Annotated in this window: 16 protein-coding genes and 1 pseudogene; 10 read left to right on the forward strand and 7 right to left on the reverse strand. The window is 42.9% G+C overall.

Translation table 11 applies throughout. From position 1 onward, the window contains the following. Positions 1-3: 3 nt before the first annotated feature. The gene (locus AC1TPB_RS07065) at positions 4-888 is read right to left on the reverse strand and encodes an SDR family oxidoreductase (RefSeq protein WP_482063919.1); all 885 of its coding nucleotides are present in this window, start codon (positions 886-888) and stop codon (positions 4-6) included. Between the two features lie 180 nt (positions 889-1,068). Between AC1TPB_RS07065 and AC1TPB_RS07070 the strand changes: the two genes are divergently transcribed. The 6 genes and pseudogenes from AC1TPB_RS07070 (at position 1,069) to AC1TPB_RS07095 (ending at position 6,624) form a co-directional block, all read left to right on the forward strand. Then, entirely contained in the window at positions 1,069-1,710 is a 642-nt protein-coding gene (locus tag AC1TPB_RS07070; RefSeq protein WP_482075840.1) for a TetR/AcrR family transcriptional regulator, read from the forward strand. 351 nt (positions 1,711-2,061) lie between these two features. Next, on the forward strand, positions 2,062-2,943 hold the full coding sequence (locus tag AC1TPB_RS07075; protein WP_482075841.1) for an AraC family transcriptional regulator: 882 nt from the start codon (positions 2,062-2,064) through the stop codon (positions 2,941-2,943). Positions 2,944-3,045: 102 nt separating this feature from the next. Beyond that, positions 3,046-3,219 (forward strand): annotated as a pseudogene (locus AC1TPB_RS07080) (IS5/IS1182 family transposase); the annotation flags it as partial. A 322-nt stretch (positions 3,220-3,541) separates the two neighbouring features. Next, on the forward strand, positions 3,542-4,258 hold the full coding sequence (locus AC1TPB_RS07085) for an S-layer homology domain-containing protein (RefSeq protein ID WP_482075842.1): 717 nt from the start codon (positions 3,542-3,544) through the stop codon (positions 4,256-4,258). 416 nt (positions 4,259-4,674) lie between these two features. Beyond that, the gene (locus AC1TPB_RS07090; protein ID WP_482076072.1) at positions 4,675-5,475 is read left to right on the forward strand and encodes a helix-turn-helix domain-containing protein; all 801 of its coding nucleotides are present in this window, start codon (positions 4,675-4,677) and stop codon (positions 5,473-5,475) included. Between the two features lie 57 nt (positions 5,476-5,532). Then, on the forward strand, positions 5,533-6,624 hold the full coding sequence (locus AC1TPB_RS07095; RefSeq protein WP_482075843.1) for a phosphotransferase enzyme family protein: 1,092 nt from the start codon (positions 5,533-5,535) through the stop codon (positions 6,622-6,624). A 252-nt stretch (positions 6,625-6,876) separates the two neighbouring features. Here AC1TPB_RS07095 and AC1TPB_RS07100 read toward each other — a convergent pair whose 3' ends face one another. The 3 genes from AC1TPB_RS07100 to AC1TPB_RS07110 form a co-directional block, all read right to left on the reverse strand. Beyond that, positions 6,877-7,620 (reverse strand): SDR family oxidoreductase, encoded by a 744-nt coding sequence (locus AC1TPB_RS07100; protein WP_482075844.1) that lies wholly within the window; start codon positions 7,618-7,620, stop codon positions 6,877-6,879. A 110-nt stretch (positions 7,621-7,730) separates the two neighbouring features. Beyond that, positions 7,731-8,729: an alpha/beta hydrolase gene (locus tag AC1TPB_RS07105; protein WP_482075845.1), complete on the reverse strand. Its 999-nt coding sequence runs from the start codon at positions 8,727-8,729 to the stop codon at positions 7,731-7,733. A gap of 31 nt (positions 8,730-8,760) precedes the next feature. Next, entirely contained in the window at positions 8,761-9,654 is an 894-nt protein-coding gene (locus tag AC1TPB_RS07110; RefSeq protein WP_482075846.1) for an MBL fold metallo-hydrolase, read from the reverse strand. A gap of 355 nt (positions 9,655-10,009) precedes the next feature. Here AC1TPB_RS07110 and AC1TPB_RS07115 point away from each other — a divergent pair, with 355 nt between their 5' ends. Then, the gene (locus AC1TPB_RS07115) at positions 10,010-10,552 is read left to right on the forward strand and encodes a helix-turn-helix domain-containing protein (protein ID WP_482055756.1); all 543 of its coding nucleotides are present in this window, start codon (positions 10,010-10,012) and stop codon (positions 10,550-10,552) included. Positions 10,553-11,001: 449 nt separating this feature from the next. Here the strand turns inward: AC1TPB_RS07115 and AC1TPB_RS07120 are convergent, their stop codons facing one another. Further along, entirely contained in the window at positions 11,002-11,340 is a 339-nt protein-coding gene (locus tag AC1TPB_RS07120) for a hypothetical protein (protein WP_482075847.1), read from the reverse strand. 439 nt (positions 11,341-11,779) lie between these two features. Continuing rightward, a complete protein-coding gene (locus AC1TPB_RS07125; protein WP_482075848.1) occupies positions 11,780-12,097 on the reverse strand; it encodes a MarR family winged helix-turn-helix transcriptional regulator in 318 nt (105 codons plus the stop codon). A gap of 263 nt (positions 12,098-12,360) precedes the next feature. On the opposite strand from AC1TPB_RS07125, the gene AC1TPB_RS07130 reads away from it, so the two are divergent. Then, the gene (locus AC1TPB_RS07130) at positions 12,361-13,281 is read left to right on the forward strand and encodes an alpha/beta hydrolase family protein (protein WP_482075849.1); all 921 of its coding nucleotides are present in this window, start codon (positions 12,361-12,363) and stop codon (positions 13,279-13,281) included. A gap of 315 nt (positions 13,282-13,596) precedes the next feature. Here the strand turns inward: AC1TPB_RS07130 and AC1TPB_RS07135 are convergent, their stop codons facing one another. Then, on the reverse strand, positions 13,597-14,559 hold the full coding sequence (locus tag AC1TPB_RS07135; RefSeq protein ID WP_482075850.1) for a tyrosine-protein phosphatase: 963 nt from the start codon (positions 14,557-14,559) through the stop codon (positions 13,597-13,599). Positions 14,560-15,324: 765 nt separating this feature from the next. Between AC1TPB_RS07135 and AC1TPB_RS07140 the strand changes: the two genes are divergently transcribed. Both AC1TPB_RS07140 and AC1TPB_RS07145 read left to right on the forward strand, forming a co-directional pair. After that, entirely contained in the window at positions 15,325-16,146 is an 822-nt protein-coding gene (locus AC1TPB_RS07140; RefSeq protein ID WP_482075851.1) for an SDR family oxidoreductase, read from the forward strand. Continuing rightward, on the forward strand, positions 16,139-16,516 hold the full coding sequence (locus tag AC1TPB_RS07145; RefSeq protein ID WP_482075852.1) for a MerR family transcriptional regulator: 378 nt from the start codon (positions 16,139-16,141) through the stop codon (positions 16,514-16,516). Before AC1TPB_RS07140 ends, AC1TPB_RS07145 begins: the two co-directional genes overlap by 8 nt. Position 16,517: the final 1 nt, after the last annotated feature.

Here is a 16,517-nt window from a genome sequence, read left to right on the forward strand (position 1 = left end):
TTCTCACCTATTAAAATAGTGGCCCTGTTCAAGGTCTTGGATCAGGCTAGGGTGGACCTGATGCCATCCTAAGCGTTCCTTTGTCAGCGAGCTCGACGCTGGATTATCCGTGGAGGCAGCGAAGGAGAGCCAACCGAAGTGAGCGTCTGCCTCTTCACGGGTGATGCTGACCACCGGCAGGTTTAAGTGACGTCCGATGACGCCGGCAATATCCCGGAAGGGCACTCCTTCTTCGGTGACCCCGTGATAGATGGCTTTCTTGTCGCCTTTGTCAAGCACCAGTCTAAAAAGACGTGCTGCATCCAATTGATGTACTGCCGGCCATCGGTTGAGTCCATCTCCCACATAGGCTGAAACCCCTTTTTGACGCGCGATCTCGATGAGGGTCGGAACGAAGCCCTGCTCGCCCTCACCATGTACGGACGGCGCGAGGCGGACGATCGATGACCGCACCCCGTGCTCAGCCAGCTCAAGCGCTGCCTCCTCGGAGCGTCGCGGCGTAGATTGCGTCGACGCTTGTTCTTCCGTCCCCAGGATTCCTGGTATGAGCATCAATGTGCCTGAGGTGGCCACGAATGGTTTCCCGGTACCCTTGAGCACCGATCCCATGGCCTCGATCGCCAGACTGTCGGCTGCTGCAGCCGCCTCAAAGCTGGCGAAGTCGTGTTTGAAGGCCAAGTGAATGACCCCGTCTGCCGATCTGGCACCTTCTCGCAGGCTATCAAGGTCATCGAGGTCGCCGCGGTGTACTTCGGCGCCGGACGCCTTCAACGCTGTGGCGGACTTATCCGAGCGGGCGAGTCCAACAACCTGATGCCCCGCATTGAGAAGTTCGCGTACGACGGCAGAACCGATGAACCCCGTTGAACCAGTTACAAATACACGCATAGTATCCATCCTTTCATCTCATTGGCATGATTAGGTACAGGAAAGATTATACAGCAAGGAATCTTTAAAGTAAACAAAATTTACTAAATTGGTTAAGTTTATAAAATAAGTTAATGAAGTTTGTAATCCTAGCGATTTTGCTATACTATTGTGAAGTAAGCATCAAAGGGGGCTTAAGTCGTGAGAAAACCAATGAGCGCAAATCATTATATGAATAAAATCAAGCCTATCGTTCGAAAGACCAAGTATAGCCAATTGAGAATCGACGATATCGCAAAATATATGGATATTAGCAAAGTGACGTTATATAAACATTTTTCATCCAAAGAGGATATTATCGAACAGGTAGTCGAATATGAAATTCAGTATTTGCAGCAGGCTGATCTCGTTGTAAATGATGATTCCCTCTCTTTTATAGATCGCTTCCAAAAAACATTTCTGCAATCGGTGCTGTGCGTTGCTTATATATCTGATTTGTTTCTGCAAGATCTCAAGGAATTTTATCCGACACTTTATGAAAAGCTTGTCTATGCCCAACAAAATCGGAATAAGAATTTGCAGGATTTTTTTGAAGCCGGGATGGACCAGAAGGTGTTTAACCGAATGAATGCCGTGCTGTCCTTGGTTCAAGATGACGCCACCCTGCGGCGTATTATGGAACCGACCTTTAGTATCCAATGGTATGATCTCACGTTAAAACAAGCCATTATCGAATATTATAAGATGAAACAGTATCAAATGATTAGGCCGGAACATTTGGGTACGATTGACGACTCCAATTTGGAAAGTCAGGTAGCGGAGATTTTACAAACCATCTCGTGACGTCAACGATGCATTTTTCGCAGAGATGATATCGGGGTAACCTTCCAGTTGGATTTGTACTACCTTGTCAGCATAAAAGTATGATTCGTAAAAGTATTCTTCATTCGGGTTAGTAGTGAAGACATCGACATCATTATGAATCGATATCCTCACGAACCCTAGATTCTATATGTGAAATCCTATGGAATAAACTCTTCATGGATATATTTCATGAAGGTTTTTTTCGCCCTATTTGTGTTACGGTGAACCGTATCATAAGTAGGGCGAAATTATTGGACAGAAATGAGCATCTTCGGACAGGAATGGAATCGCTTGATTATGTACAATGAAATTGAAAGGAGATGAGGTCTATTGGATACGTTAAGTTCGCTTCGTCTAGCTATTGATTATATTGAAGATCAACTTCAATCAAAGCTTGAGCTAGATGACATCGCAAGTGCCGCATTGTCATCAAAATATCATTTCCAGCGAATGTTCCATGCTTTGACGGGTTTCACTGTAACCATATATGTTCGAAATCGTCGCCTAACGCTTGCCGCTGAAGAATTGGCAGGGACGGACAGCAAGGTAATTGATGTCGCACTTAAGTATGGTTATGAGAGTCCGGAAGCGTTCGCCAAAGCTTTTCAACGGTTGCATGGTGTGACACCTTCAGCTGCAAAGAGAAAAGATGTAAAGCTCAAGTCGTTTCCTCGGATCTCCTTTCAAATTCATATCAAGGGAGATTCGGAAATGAACTATCGTATTGTGGAAGAAAATGAAACTCATGTAATCGGCAAGGATGTAGTCATTAAGAATGATGCTTATACGGAGATTCCTAGATTTGTGGAGGAAATATGGAAGAACGGCACGCATGATCAAATTAACGAGTCTTTGGGTAGATCAGCGGGAACACTGCTCTATGGTTATCATTATGATTTTGATGATGATGGAACAAAGCGTTATCTGATGGGTTATGAGCTGCCGGAAGGGAACAAAGTTCCGTCAGGGCTCACCACTCTAAATATTCAACCTCAAACCTACGCTGTATTCGAGGGCAAGGAAGAAGTTACGGAGGACGTTGAGAGTGGTCAGGGAATTCAGATTATTTGGAAACGTATCTATTCGGAATGGTTTCCGTCAGCAAAATTTGAACAAGTCGAAGGTCCGTGTATTGAAAAGTATTATTGGGTAAACGACCAGCAAGTCGATTCAATACACGAAGTATGGATTCCTGTTAAGCGAATAACTTAATCGCAAGCAAAAAAGACAGTAGAGCCCGGCGAGGGCACTGAAAAAGTCCATATAGTTTTCATAGTGGGAGGTATTCGGCGATTCAATCGTCAAATACCTCCCTTTTTTTTATTAAAAGCTATTTTTGATGTATCAGGTGTAGACATTGTTGAACGTTCAAAATATGATATGCCTTTTAAATACTTCCTAGATATGCTTATTGGGAAAACGGTTGAGATCGCACTGGAAAAGAACATGATCAAAAGTAAAACTATTATTATAGACGCCACCCAAACACTCCGTATAATGATAATTGTTGTAATAGCGAATGTATTCGCTAACGTCTTTGAGGACATTTTTATAGGTTTAAACTATAATAAATACCTATTTAAGTAATTTTGTGGTAATATAATGGGAGGAATTGCATAAGTAAATAAGGGTCTCAAATGATGGATACCCATATTAACAAGTTATTATAGGATGTCGTTATCATCCTATATGGAACAGACTTCTTTGACCTGTCCTCTTTTGATGGGGAAGCTAATCACTTAGTCTATTGTTTAATTACAAGGGGTAACCCCTTTTCATATAGATATGATAATAATGGAGGTTACATGTTATGAAATTTCTACGTCAATCTATAGTATCTGTAATATCGGTTATTCTGGCTTTGAGTCTTGTTCTTTCAGTTTCAGCTAATGGGGGTAAAGAGCTTACTCTTAATGATGTGACGCACTCCAAAGGTTTACTTTTTTCTAATGCTAATTTAAACAAGCTTGATGAAGGTTCACTCCCTGATCTAAAGGATGCTTTTGCTGCACAGGAAGCAACAATCTTATTCAATCTCGGAGTAATAACAGGAGATACCGAGGGTAACTTCAATCCTTATGCTAAGGTTACAAGGGCAGAGTTTGCAACTTTTTTAGTCCGAGCATTAGGGTACGGTGGCATGTATATAGGAGAGCCTGTGTTCGATGATGTATCGAATAAGTCTTGGTATTACTCTTACGTTATGACGGCATACACTGAAGGTCTTATAAAGGGAAAGAGGGATACTGTGTTTGATCCCCTTGCCCCTGTAACGCGAGAAGAAATGGCAGTTATGATAGAACGAGCAATCAAAACATTCGGATTTGACTTAACCTCAGTCGAACAATATACATACGAGGATTCCAATACGGTAAGTGACTGGGCGAAGGAAGCTGTTTCTTTTTTAGGTGGACTTGGCATACCTAGTTACTTCGAGGAGGGCTATGCTCCAAAGAAAGAAGCAACTCGATCTGAGGTAGCGTACATGATTTTTGGTCTTGTTGCAGTAAAAAATCTAAATAAATAAAATAGGCACAGAAAAGGCTAGAGCAGAAGCAGCAGTTGTTATGTTACGACATCAAAAAACCTTATAGATTTTAATTGAAATACCCAGAACAGATAATGGTGAATTCTTATTCGAATTTGAATGAGAGTTCGCCTATTTTATTTCGTTTTATAGATGTTACGTTGAACCGTATCATAAGTAGGGCGAATAATTTTGAGTGTAACTTTTTCATATATGTAATAAAAGAAAATAATTTCCATCTTGTGGTATAATTTCACTAGTAGCAAATATGTTCCATTAAGGATTTTAAGGAACAAAAACATACTAGGAGAGTGACATAGGTTATACAACCATACAAACTTCTTTCTGAGCTCCTATCCCGAATAGAAGCAAATGTTTCTGGTACGAGTGAGACAGAATATCTGAACGATCTCCCAATCTCCACGGTTCATTTGCGTCGACTTTTCAAGTTCGCTTTTGGCGTGCCGTTACAAAGCTATATCCGCTCTCGAAGGCTAGCCGTCAGCTTAGAGGATTTGATGCAAACTGAGAAGCGGGTCCTCGATATTGCCATCGAATGTGGTTATGAACATGAACAAACCTACATACGCGCATTCAAACGCGAATATGGGATAACGCCTGGCGAATGCAGGGAATCCGGCAAAAACATTCACATAACCCCTCCGCTTCATCTATTTCCAAAGAACGATGTTTGCGGAAATATGGTATACGGGCCGGATCTGGTCATGATTCCATCCTTTCATGTAATCGGGCGAAGGTATCAAATTGAGATTGCTGAAGCACCGACCAAAGCACCCGAAGCTGCCAAACAGTTTTGGTGGAACAAGCGGCATCATGTGCCTAATCCGGTGGAACCCAATATCTATTACGGTCTAACGAGGATAACTGATTCATCGCTTAGTTGGACGTACTATCTACCATCTATGCGTGTAACGGATCTGAACGATATTCCTGACGACTTTACAGGCGACACCGTCCCAGCTTCCATGTACGTCGGCTTTCGCTATATTGGAAACCATCATTACGAGGAGATTAGCGAACTACGCGCAGAGGCGCTGTATACTGCCATCGATAGGCTTGCCAAAGAGCACAACGGGAGATACGAACTTCTGGATAGCGAATTCTTCTTCGAAAAAATTGATACGGATGCATATGATGGGGAGTATTGTCAAATGGAGTGGTTTGCGCCCATTAGAGTGAACACCCTCTTAAAATGATCAAAAAAGTTCATTGAGCTTGCCATTATTGAGGTATGCTATTTTTGTAATTCATAAATGTTTGCACGAAAGGGAGAGATAGTTATAAATTATAACGAAGTTGTTGCAATCGGAGATACCTATTTACTTACAGTCGTATCAGAGATGTTCGGATTAGAAGGCTATGAAATTCAGCGAATTCCGGCACATGATGGAGGACGAAATGTCGTTTATACCTGTGAAAAAGAGGGCGAGAGCGCTAAAATACTCCGGATCGCTTTCTTACTAGACAGGAGCCGAGAAGATTTCCTAGGCGAAGTGGAATTTGTTCGGTATCTATTTGAGCACGGAGGCAGTGTCTCAAATGTAATCAGCTCCCGAAAGGGGAATCTGCTGGAGGAGATCACCCACAATAACCACATCTTTTTTGTCTGCCTGTTTGAAAAGGCTAAGGGAAAAATGCTTGTAGAAAATAATTATCGGTACCGAGAAGATGCTCCAATTACCGAATATTATTATAATTGTGGCAAAACCCTGGGTAGACTGCACCAAATATCGAAAGGGTATACGCCTGTCCAACGCCGGTATAGCTTTTTTGACAAATACAATGCCGAATATATCGATAAACTGATACCGGGCTCCTTATCTCTACTTAAGGAGAAGATGGTAGAGCTTCTTAAAACCTTAGAAGAATTGGACAGGAACCATGAGTCTTACGGTATGATCCATTTTGATTACAACGATGGGAATTACTCGATAGATTTTGATACCGGACAAATAACTGTATATGATTTCGATAATTCTTGTTTCTGTTGGTATATGTTTGACTTGGCCAGTCTCTGGACAAACGGAGTGGGCTGGATACAATTCGAACCAGACGCCGGCAAACGTAGAAAGTTTATGGATGAGTATTTTGGAACAGTCCTCACGGGATACAGATCCGAGACCGAGATCGACGATTCGATGTTGGATAAGTTGCCCTTATTTATTAAGGTATGCATTATGGAGAATATTGTGGATGCATTCGAAGTGATGCAGAATACCGGTGAGGAACCGGAGTGTGACGAGGAACTGTCTTATCTCATAAAATGTTTGGAAGACAATATTCCGTATAAGGGATTCTTCGATGAAATTTATTCTAGTGAAGAACCGTTTGAATATGAGGAATAAAATATTTAGTCTATTACCCTTTCAGCCTATAACCCAGATCTGAATTCCATCGAGCAGTTAGGCAATATTGTTTACGTTAATTAACCGGATCTCTAGGAGCTGTCACGCCGTGACAAGTTCCTTTTTACTTTTCACCGATAGACCCGTTAAGCTCAGCCTTACCATAAATAGTGCGATTTTTTGCTTAAATAAGAAATAAAGAAAAAGGCCCGACCAGCTTGTCTTCGCAAGCTAATCAGGCTGAGTAGAAGATTAACTGACCTGAGCAGAGGGGCGAATAATGATTTCATTCACCGAGGCCCATTCCGGTTGCTCGATGGCATAGCAGATCGCTTTAGCAATGTCTTCGGGTTGTAAAGGCTGTGTCGTTCCACGAGTTCTTAAAGCCTCCAGCGCATCTGTATCTGTAATCGTATCCTGTAACTCAGTTTGAACAATACCGGGAGAAATAATCGTTGTTCGAATGTTGGAAGGGGCTAGCTCCATACGGAGGCCTTCTGTTATGGCGCGAACCGCAAACTTGGTACCACTATATACAGCTCCAGCGACACCGACACGGTGGCCGGCAACAGAAGAAACATTGATGATATGGCCGGCTTGTTGTTCTTCCATCGCAGGCAGACATGCAGCGATTCCGTTCAATACTCCCTTAATGTTCACATCAACCATACGATTCCACTCATCGACTTTGAGCTTATTCATGAAAGACAGTGGCATGAGTCCGGCATTATTGATCCATACGTCTATATGACCGTAGCGTTCAAGCGTGATGCTGGCCAGTGCCTTCATTTCTTCGAGAGAAGTAACATCTGCGGCATAAGGGAATGCTTGCTTACCCGCTTGATTGATGCGTTGAACGGTTTCTTCTAATCGTTCGATTCGTCTTGCTGACAAGACCACCTTAGCGCCGAGGGCGGCTAACTTCTCAGCGGTCGCTTGACCAATCCCACTGCTGGCTCCTGTAATTACAACGACTTTTCCTTCTAGAGTTACCATGTATACCTCCTTAAACATTGGAGCGGGTGCTCCAATTGATGTTGTTGACCCGCAGCGTGGCTACGGGTCAACTTGAATTTGGGAAATGTGATTTTACAATTTGGGGGAACTTACCTCGCAGGGCTGTATTCTTCATCGAGAAATTGCTGTACAGCCTGGAAGACTTGTAATCTGTTCTTCTCAAGCATGACCATATGCGTTCCTTCTCCGATTTCGGCCCAACGCCGGTAAGGAGCGCCTGTTATTTCGGAGAATAACTCTTTTGCCAATTCGATGGGAACATCGATGTCCCAATCTGCATGAACCAATAGGACTGGAACCTTGATATCTCTAGGTTCATAGAATTTTTTGCCTGCGCCCCAATACTCACGTACATCTTGTATGGGACCGTTAGTGGCTTGGATACTCGGAGGGGTCCGCATCTTGCTAGTGGGGTCAGAAGCAAGTGTGGCTTCCGACCATTTCTCGAACCAGCCTTCTGGGAGGAGGCTGTCTCTCTTATGTTCCGGAGCAGCGCTTAACCATCTAACCTTCATTTGGTTTGTCGGAACGAAGCGATATGCTTCAATCTGACCGCCGGGATCAAGCGGAATTGGCTCTGAGCTAATCCATTGCGGCGCGACTAGTGAAAGTTTATTCACCTTATCGTTGTGCATACTGGTGTAAGCGGCAGCTATGGTCCCGCCCCAGGACATCCCGAACACATTGATTTTGGACAGTTTCTTTCGCTTCAAAATAAAATCAACGGCAGTACCAAAATCTCGAACGGCTGTTTCGGTTCGGACGAGCGGAGGATTGTGATCAGCAGGCTGCTCCATCTCGGGTGGGCGAGTCGATCCACCATAACCGCGTACGTTCACGGCATACACATCATAACCATGGCTGGCAAGGTAATCCAAAAAGGTAAAGCCATCGAGTGCGACATCGAAAAGACTTTCGATTGGATAGGTTGCACCATGTACGATCAATATGGTCCGTTCCGCAGAAAAGCTTTCACTGGAAGCCAAACGTTTATTTCTAACTAGCAGTTCAATGCCTGGTGTATCGCTTTGAATTCTATAGTCTTCCTTCACAATGAATTGCTCGTTAAATAATAGGCTTGCATTCATGTTATGTCACCTGCCATTCAACCAGATTCAATTACTCATAGCGCCATTCGTAGCCGTCTCCATCTCGACTCACATAACCTGCCGAAGTGCCAGGGAAATGCGTACCGAAATAAAGGGCGTTGCGATCCGCTGCATAGGCAAGCGCCCAAAGCCGCGACTCACGTGCTTGTTGATCGAATTCACAGAAGCAAGAGTTCCATTCTGGACGATATACCTGGATCGGATGATGCAAGACATCAGAGGCGAAGAAGGCTTCTTCCCCATGTGATGTTATACTGATCGACATTTGACCGATGCTATGACCCGCCGATGGGATGAATTTGATTCCATCAATAAAGTCTCCGCCCTCTGGTCCGATAAATTCGGCTAATCCCGCCTGGATGATCGGTAAAACACTTTCCTCGTAGGCATTAATGCTTACCTGGTTTGCCTCGTTATGGCTTTCCGGACTACCAAAGAATTTTTCCTCTATCTTCGGCATAATGTATTTGGCATTTGGGAAGGTTGGAACCCATTTTCCGTCAACTAGCTTAGTGTTCCAGCCGACGTGATCATAATGGAGATGCGTCAGCAAGACGTAATCCACTTCCTCGGGGGTTACGCCAGCTTCCTCCAACCATTGGAGATAGGGAAGCTGAAGATTGGAAAGACCCGGATTATTGGGCAAGTTTTTATCATTTCCAGTAGATGTATCTATTAAAATGGTATGCTCGGGAGTTTTCACGATCCAATTTCCGATCGTAATGATGACATGTTCCAGATCCTCATCCATGCTTCCTTTAAGCAACCAGTCTTTATGCTTTTCTAAGAAGGACGGATCCCAATCAGGAAGAAGGTCCTTCGCCGTATATCCGTTTGTTTCCAATTCATTTATGCGTCTGACTGTGATGTCTCCCACTTTATAGATCTTTGAGCCTAATGCCATAATTGTTTCTCTCCCACTATAATTTATTTATCGGATATTATGTCTTTGCAGGAAGAAACATGATGCTTGTTTCTCTTCCTAGAGCGTAAATTACGCTAGCAACGAATACTATCCAGATAGGTCTGAAAAATTTTAATTCGAAGGTCTTCTATCTGAAGTTGATGCATACTAGCCCCGGGAGCTAGCTTTGCATCAGCCTTGATATAAATACTAATGCAATCATGTTCACAAATCAACGTTTTTAGAACGTAATCCTGCCCTACTTCAAATGCTTGTAAAAGCACAAATTATGGCATATAATAACGATAATATTTCGCTGTCAGCGTAAAAAATAGAAAAGAGGAGAAATATCTACATGAATTCAATAGGCGATTCCATCCGTAAAGTAAGAAAAGAGAAAAAATTAACTCTCCATGACGTGTCCGAAGCAGCCTCAATCTCGCTATCGTTTCTTAGTGAGATTGAGCGGGATAAGGCTAATCCTTCTATGAGCGTATTAAAACGGATCGGCAATGCATTGCAAATTAATTTTAGAGATTTATTGGCAAATGATGAGCGAAGCACTGTCATAAGAAAAAACGAACGAAAGCCTCTTGTTCAATCTGAAGGCTCCAGGATTACCTGGTTTGCGCTTAGTCAGGGAAACAGCAATAAAATGGGCCCGCTTTATGGGGTACTTGAGGAAGGTGGCACTTCTGGGGAGATCGGTGTCGGTCACAGTGAAGGGGAAGAATTTACATTTGTAGTTGCAGGAAAATTAGAACTCTTTATTGGTAATGACCGCTATATTCTAGAGGAAGGAGATAGCATTTACTATGATGCTACCCTTCCCCATCGCTATAGAAATATTTGGAAAGGCGAAACCATACTTCTTGCAGTTTCGACTCCCCCGTTCTAATGTAGAGTATATATTTTTCATCTAATTCGTCTACAGATAAATGGCGGCCATGAGGCCGCCATTTGTTCTCGCTGATTGATCCGTTAAGGTGAGCCATATCAAAACAGGGCAAAATACTTTTCAAAAAGAGACGTGGCTGCGTAAGTTTTTTACATACAGTCCAATAAACGAGGAGCACCCATACAGGTGCTCCTCATTTATGATATTTAGAAAATTACGCAAACAATTCATTAAATTTCTTTTATACCTCTTTGCTGAAATACATTCATTATCTGCGTAAACCATGAACGTTTCAGCGTCAGTCCCATCATTGGGATAGATTGCTATACCGATACTCGCAGTTACATGCTAGACATTCTGGGTTTTGTTCACTTCTATCAATAATGTTGGTATCTTTGTGAATATTGAACGTTTCGACCACAAAATCGTTTACTGAACTAATGATGCCATCAGCATTTGTGATGATTATGCAATTCAGTTGCAGTCATGATACAAATACTTCCGAGTAAATTATTGTTATCTGTGTAATGAAAGGCCACTCCGTAGCATGCTGTGCCATAAAGGAGAGTATGGTAATGATTTGAACCTATAATTTGAACCGGATGGCTTTGTTGAAGAGATAGGCTCACGACATTCGTACCCATATCTTCTTGCGTAAATTGTGCGCCTACATGTATACCTAATGGATGAATTGTTTTTTTAATCGTTTCATCGCCAACCATATGTAGCAAATATCCATTTTCATCAGATATTACAATTAGTACAGGTGTTCCGCTTAACGAGTGCAAAATCTTTTTTGAAAAAAATTAACAACGGATATAATAATGCGATGCGAGAGTTTATTTTTCTTTTAAGTGTTTTGTATGAACTTTAATATCTTTGTATTTTCAGCCGTAGGAGTCACCCAATATTCTCCACAAAATGTTACTGCAAATTGAGTAGCTAAAAAATTTCGCTGTTAGAGTGATAAGGTGAACCGTACCACAAGTAACGGCAAGTTTTTCGGAGATACCCGAGTTCTTGGAAAGGCACTTTCCCAGGCATGAGTTTGGGATGGATCTTACTCGGAGGAAAAGTCGGTGTAAACGGGCTGCTGCTTGCTTTTGGAGTACAGAACGATGGGGTACCTAGAGGGGACTGTTGCTTGCTGAAGCAAAAGCCCCTCCGTTATTTGGTGGAAGGGGCCGGTTCAATTGACATTCAACATATTTGTTTCAAAAAGCGTGGTCACGACGTCGAGGCATTACTAGACGCTGAAGACCCTTTTTTTGTTCTTTCCGCCAGCTTCGTAATCGACTCAATGTCTAGATCGGTTAATTGATCTAGGAAATGTTTGCGTATGGCCATGGAGACAATGGGCCGGGCATCATCTAATGCTGACTTTCCAATGGGAGTGATGATGACTTGAACACCGCGATCTGCGTCTAATGGCTTTCTCATCACAAGGCTACGTTTTTCCATCCGAGTCAGATGATGTGACAATCGGCTCTTATCCCAGTCCATAGATTCGGCCAACTCTTGTTGGCGAAGGCTGTCGTTCCCCAAAAGATCTAAACGATCCAATACCCCATAATCGCCCTCGGATAGTCCGGTGCGCTCGGACATCTCTTTAATTACGCGACCGAAGATGCTGTGAAAGGAGCCTTTCCACTTATACCATAATTGAATTTCTTCATCGTTCAGTTTTCTCTTATCCATAGAAATATAATAGCACGGTTGACGTGACAACTTCAACCGTGCTATATTTGCTACAGGTTGACGCGTCAACCTGTTCTTAAATTGAGAAGACCAAGAAAGGAACATCTATTATGAAAATGCACGTAAGTACGTCTACTCCAGTCATCTCGGTAAAGCCGATAGTGCTGTCAGCCCCGGGCCGCAGTGAGGATTTGCAAGTGCGGGTATCAGCGCCAGCGACGGGTAGCCAATTACCTATTATTATTTTCTCGCAAGGCTTTGGTTGGTCGATGGATAGCTACGGTCCGTTAGTCGACTACTGGGCTGCTCACGGCTTCGTGGTCATTCAACCCACCCATCTCGACTCGAGGACACTGAATCTTCCTCCTGACGATCCCCGTACACCACTGATCTGGCGTTTCCGCGTCGAAGACCTGAAGCACATCCTTGACCAACTTGATCTTATTGAAGCTTCCGTTCCAGGCCTCAGCGGACGTCTCGACCGCAGCCGCATCGCCGCTGCCGGACACTCCTGGGGAGGCCAAACGGTGAGCATGCTGCTTGGCGCGCGAGTCCTCGATGCCAATGGCGAACCGGGAGAGGACATGTCGGACTCGCGGATCAAGGCGGGCGTATTGCTTTCCACGACTGGTCTTGGTGAAGCTGACTTGAGTCCGTTCGCGGCAGAGCACTTCCCATTTATGAACCCGAGCTTCTCCGATATGAAGACGCCGACTCTCGTGGTCGCGGGGGATCATGACCAATCCCACCTGTCCACTCGGGGGCCGGACTGGTTCACAGACCCCTACTTCCTGAGCCCGGGCAGTAAGAGCCTGCTCACCCTCTTCGGGGCAGAACATATACTTGGCGGAATCTCCGGGTACAACGTCGCGGAGACGACGGACGAGAACCCCGAACGAGTTGCTTTGCTCCAGCAGCTCACGTGGTCTTACCTTCGCGATGCGCTCAATCTCGACGATTCAAGCTGGTTGGCAGTTCGGAAAGATCTGGAGGAGGGTGCCAATCCATTAGGTCGTATCGAATCTAAGTAAGAACCTAAAAGGCGTGATCAAAGCGAATCAAAGAAATGGCTATCAAAAGGAATGCCCTAAAACTTGCCGTTACAGACAGTGCGGTGATGCGTATCGCGCATATTGGTACAGCAAAGAGTTGAGTTGAAAATTGAAGCAGCAATGCTAAAAGTGACAGTAGGTACGTAGGTCACAGCACTCGACTCATGTGGAGTGCTGTTCACTGTTAGTGAGGAAAGATTAATAACAAGATGTATCCAAGACGAGGGCTAATTATTAGTATTCGATGCAATGACCTATTGAATATAAAAGTGTATTGTTTAGGTTGGCTTTATTTCACATTAAATATTTACTTTTCAGTTCATCTTGTTGCTCTTTTGTGATATCAAGTTCTTGTTCGAAAAATGCACTAACGGAACCATATTGTTCGTCAATTGTTTGGAAGACGGCTTGGATATAACTTTCAGTAACACCTTGTAATAAACGAACGTTAGCTAGTACTTGCTCGTCTGAGGTTTTTTGAGAAGCTAATTTTACAGTTCCATCGATTTTTGGCTTAAGGAATTCATTCGACTTCAAGAAATCCTCAATGACTGTTTCGCGATCTACTCCGAGTACACTAAGCAATAACGCAGTTGCCGTGCCAGCTCGGTCTTTTCCTGCAGTACAGTGATACAATACGGCACCATCTTCATTTGCCAGTAAATATTCAAAAAATGATTTCAGCTGACCGATGGAATAGTCCTCTGTAACCAATTCGGGATATGATTTTACATTGTACGCTTCGACGTCTCCGCCCATCGTATCAACATAAGCTAGCAATATATCTGCAGGGTCTGTAAGCTTTGTTTTATTTTCATGCGTAATGCCTAGCTTCGTATCTTTAATAAGCGGAATAGCCGTATTCGTCACGCCATTAATAACAATCTCCGGATCTTTCGCTACCTCTGCTTCTGTTCTGAGGTCAATGATGTTTTTTATTTGATAATCATTCACTAATGTTTGAATATCTTGTTCAGTTAGTTTTTCAAGTGAACCACTACGAATGAGCATATGCGGCTTTACGACTTTCCCATCTAACGTTTCGTAACCACCTAAATCACGTGTATTTAGAGAGCCTTTAAGTTGTATTTTTGTTCCTGACGTTACAGTTGCTGTTTCGTTCGTGTCTGCAAGTTGATTGTTGGCTGTCGTTTCACTTGTAGGCTGGGGATTGACTACTTCCTCTGACTGATTCGAGCATGCTGCTAAAAGTAAACCGATTGCTAAAATAGAGCACAATAAATATGATTTTTTCATGATGCTTTATGTCCTCCTAGTTTTTAGTTACAGAATCAATAATACTACGTAATTATTAAATTCATGTAGAAGTTATGTTTTACTATTGTAAAGTTTATTGAGGCTGAGAGTTAGAGCATCTTGATATGAATGTTATAAAGAAGTACTCAAAGGGGTTCGATAAAAAGGCAGCCCAAATTGCGAAACAACTTGCACAGAACAATTTGAATAGCAAAGAGTTGTTCCTAATGAATGGTTTTAAAGCAAAATACCATTTGGGGTATAGCAACTTGACGTTCGAGTTGCTGAGATCGCCTAATCAATCATTTGTCTTATCAAATTCATGATTATTATTCTGTCTTAAAGTAAGCGTCAAATAGCTGGTTGCAGAAGGCAAGCCCTTGTTAGGCAGCGGTCGCCGTCTTGTCCTGCGTAGGGGCAACGCTTTTAATGCCTCGTCAAACTATAATAAACTTCGGTTCATTCCTTTGTAGAGCTCAAAATGCCTGTTTGTTTTGTTTAATTGAGAATCATCCATAGTACTACCACCTTATTGATCTAAATGTTTAAGGTGCTGCTTTTGCTTAAGCAAGGACTGTTTCAAATTTGAAGGGGTCTTCCAATCACAATTTCAAAGCTCAAGTGTTAATCATACTGTTCTGCCAATTCGTACGAAATTGCGCCGACCCGTTTTTTATGTTGACTCCCTTTCAAAACATCGCTATTGACATAGAGTAAACTCTAGACAATATAATGAAAACAACTTGTGATTAGGAGGATTTATAAATGAAATCAATATTTATTACAGGTGCATCTACAGGGTTAGGGAAAGCGACAGCCGTACATTTTGCAGAACAAGGATGGAACGTCGTAGCAACTATGCGATCCCCGGAAAAAGAAACCGAACTTATTAAGTATAATAATGTTCTTGTGACTCCTATGGACGTCCAGCAGCCAGAAAGCATCCATCGTGCTATAAGTGAAGCCGTAGAACGATTCGGACAAATAGACGTACTTATAAACAATGCAGGATATGGAGCAGTGGGAGTTTTTGAAGCAGCTACAGAAAAACAAATTCACAACCAGTTTGACGTAAATGTTTTTGGATTAATGCGAGTGACGAAAGCCCTATTACCACATTTTAGAGCAAATCAGAAAGGCATGATTGTAAACATTTCTTCTCAAGGCGGAAGAATCACGTTCCCTTTAACCTCTTTATACCATGCAACTAAGTTTGCCGTAGAGGGCTTCTCCGAATCGCTGTCCTACGAACTCGCTTCCCAGAATATTCAGGTTAAATTAATCGAGCCGGGCATTGTAAAAACTCCGTGGTACAGCTCCGCCGAAAGATTGAACGATGAATTGCTGTCAGACTATAATGATTTCTCCGAATCTTTCAATAAGGGGTTTGAGAAATTCACCCAGAAAAATGCTCACCTACAAGCCACAGCAGAAATGGTCGCTCAAACCATTTTTAGAGCAGTAACGGACGAAAGTGATCAATTTAGGTATCCCGCTGGCCAAGATGCTGAGGAAATATTGAAGTTTCGCGAACAATTAAAAGACGAGGAGTTTAAAGCGTACGTACACAGCCAAGTTCTTGGTTAAAGGGGGGGTTCTTATTAATTACTCGATTGGCAAGGTTGCAGAAGAAACCGGTCTGTCTATTCATACCTTACGATATTATGAAAAAGAGGGGATTTTTCCTCCTATAAAACGTAACGAATTCGGCACAAGAGTCTTTGACGAGGATGACATGGAATGGCTTAAGTTCGCTCTCTGTCTCCGGGACACCGGCATGACCATTGAAGAAATGAAGACTTTTGCACAATTAACCCACCAAGGCGATGGAACAATCCCAAAACGTGTCGATCTCCTGAATCGGCAAAAGGAGAGGGTATCGAACCAAGTCAACCAATTAATGACATATGCATCTATGATTGAATACAAGCTTGAAAAGTATGGTGAGAAGTTCTGAA

This window comes from Paenibacillus sp. Y951, assembly GCF_056786395.1.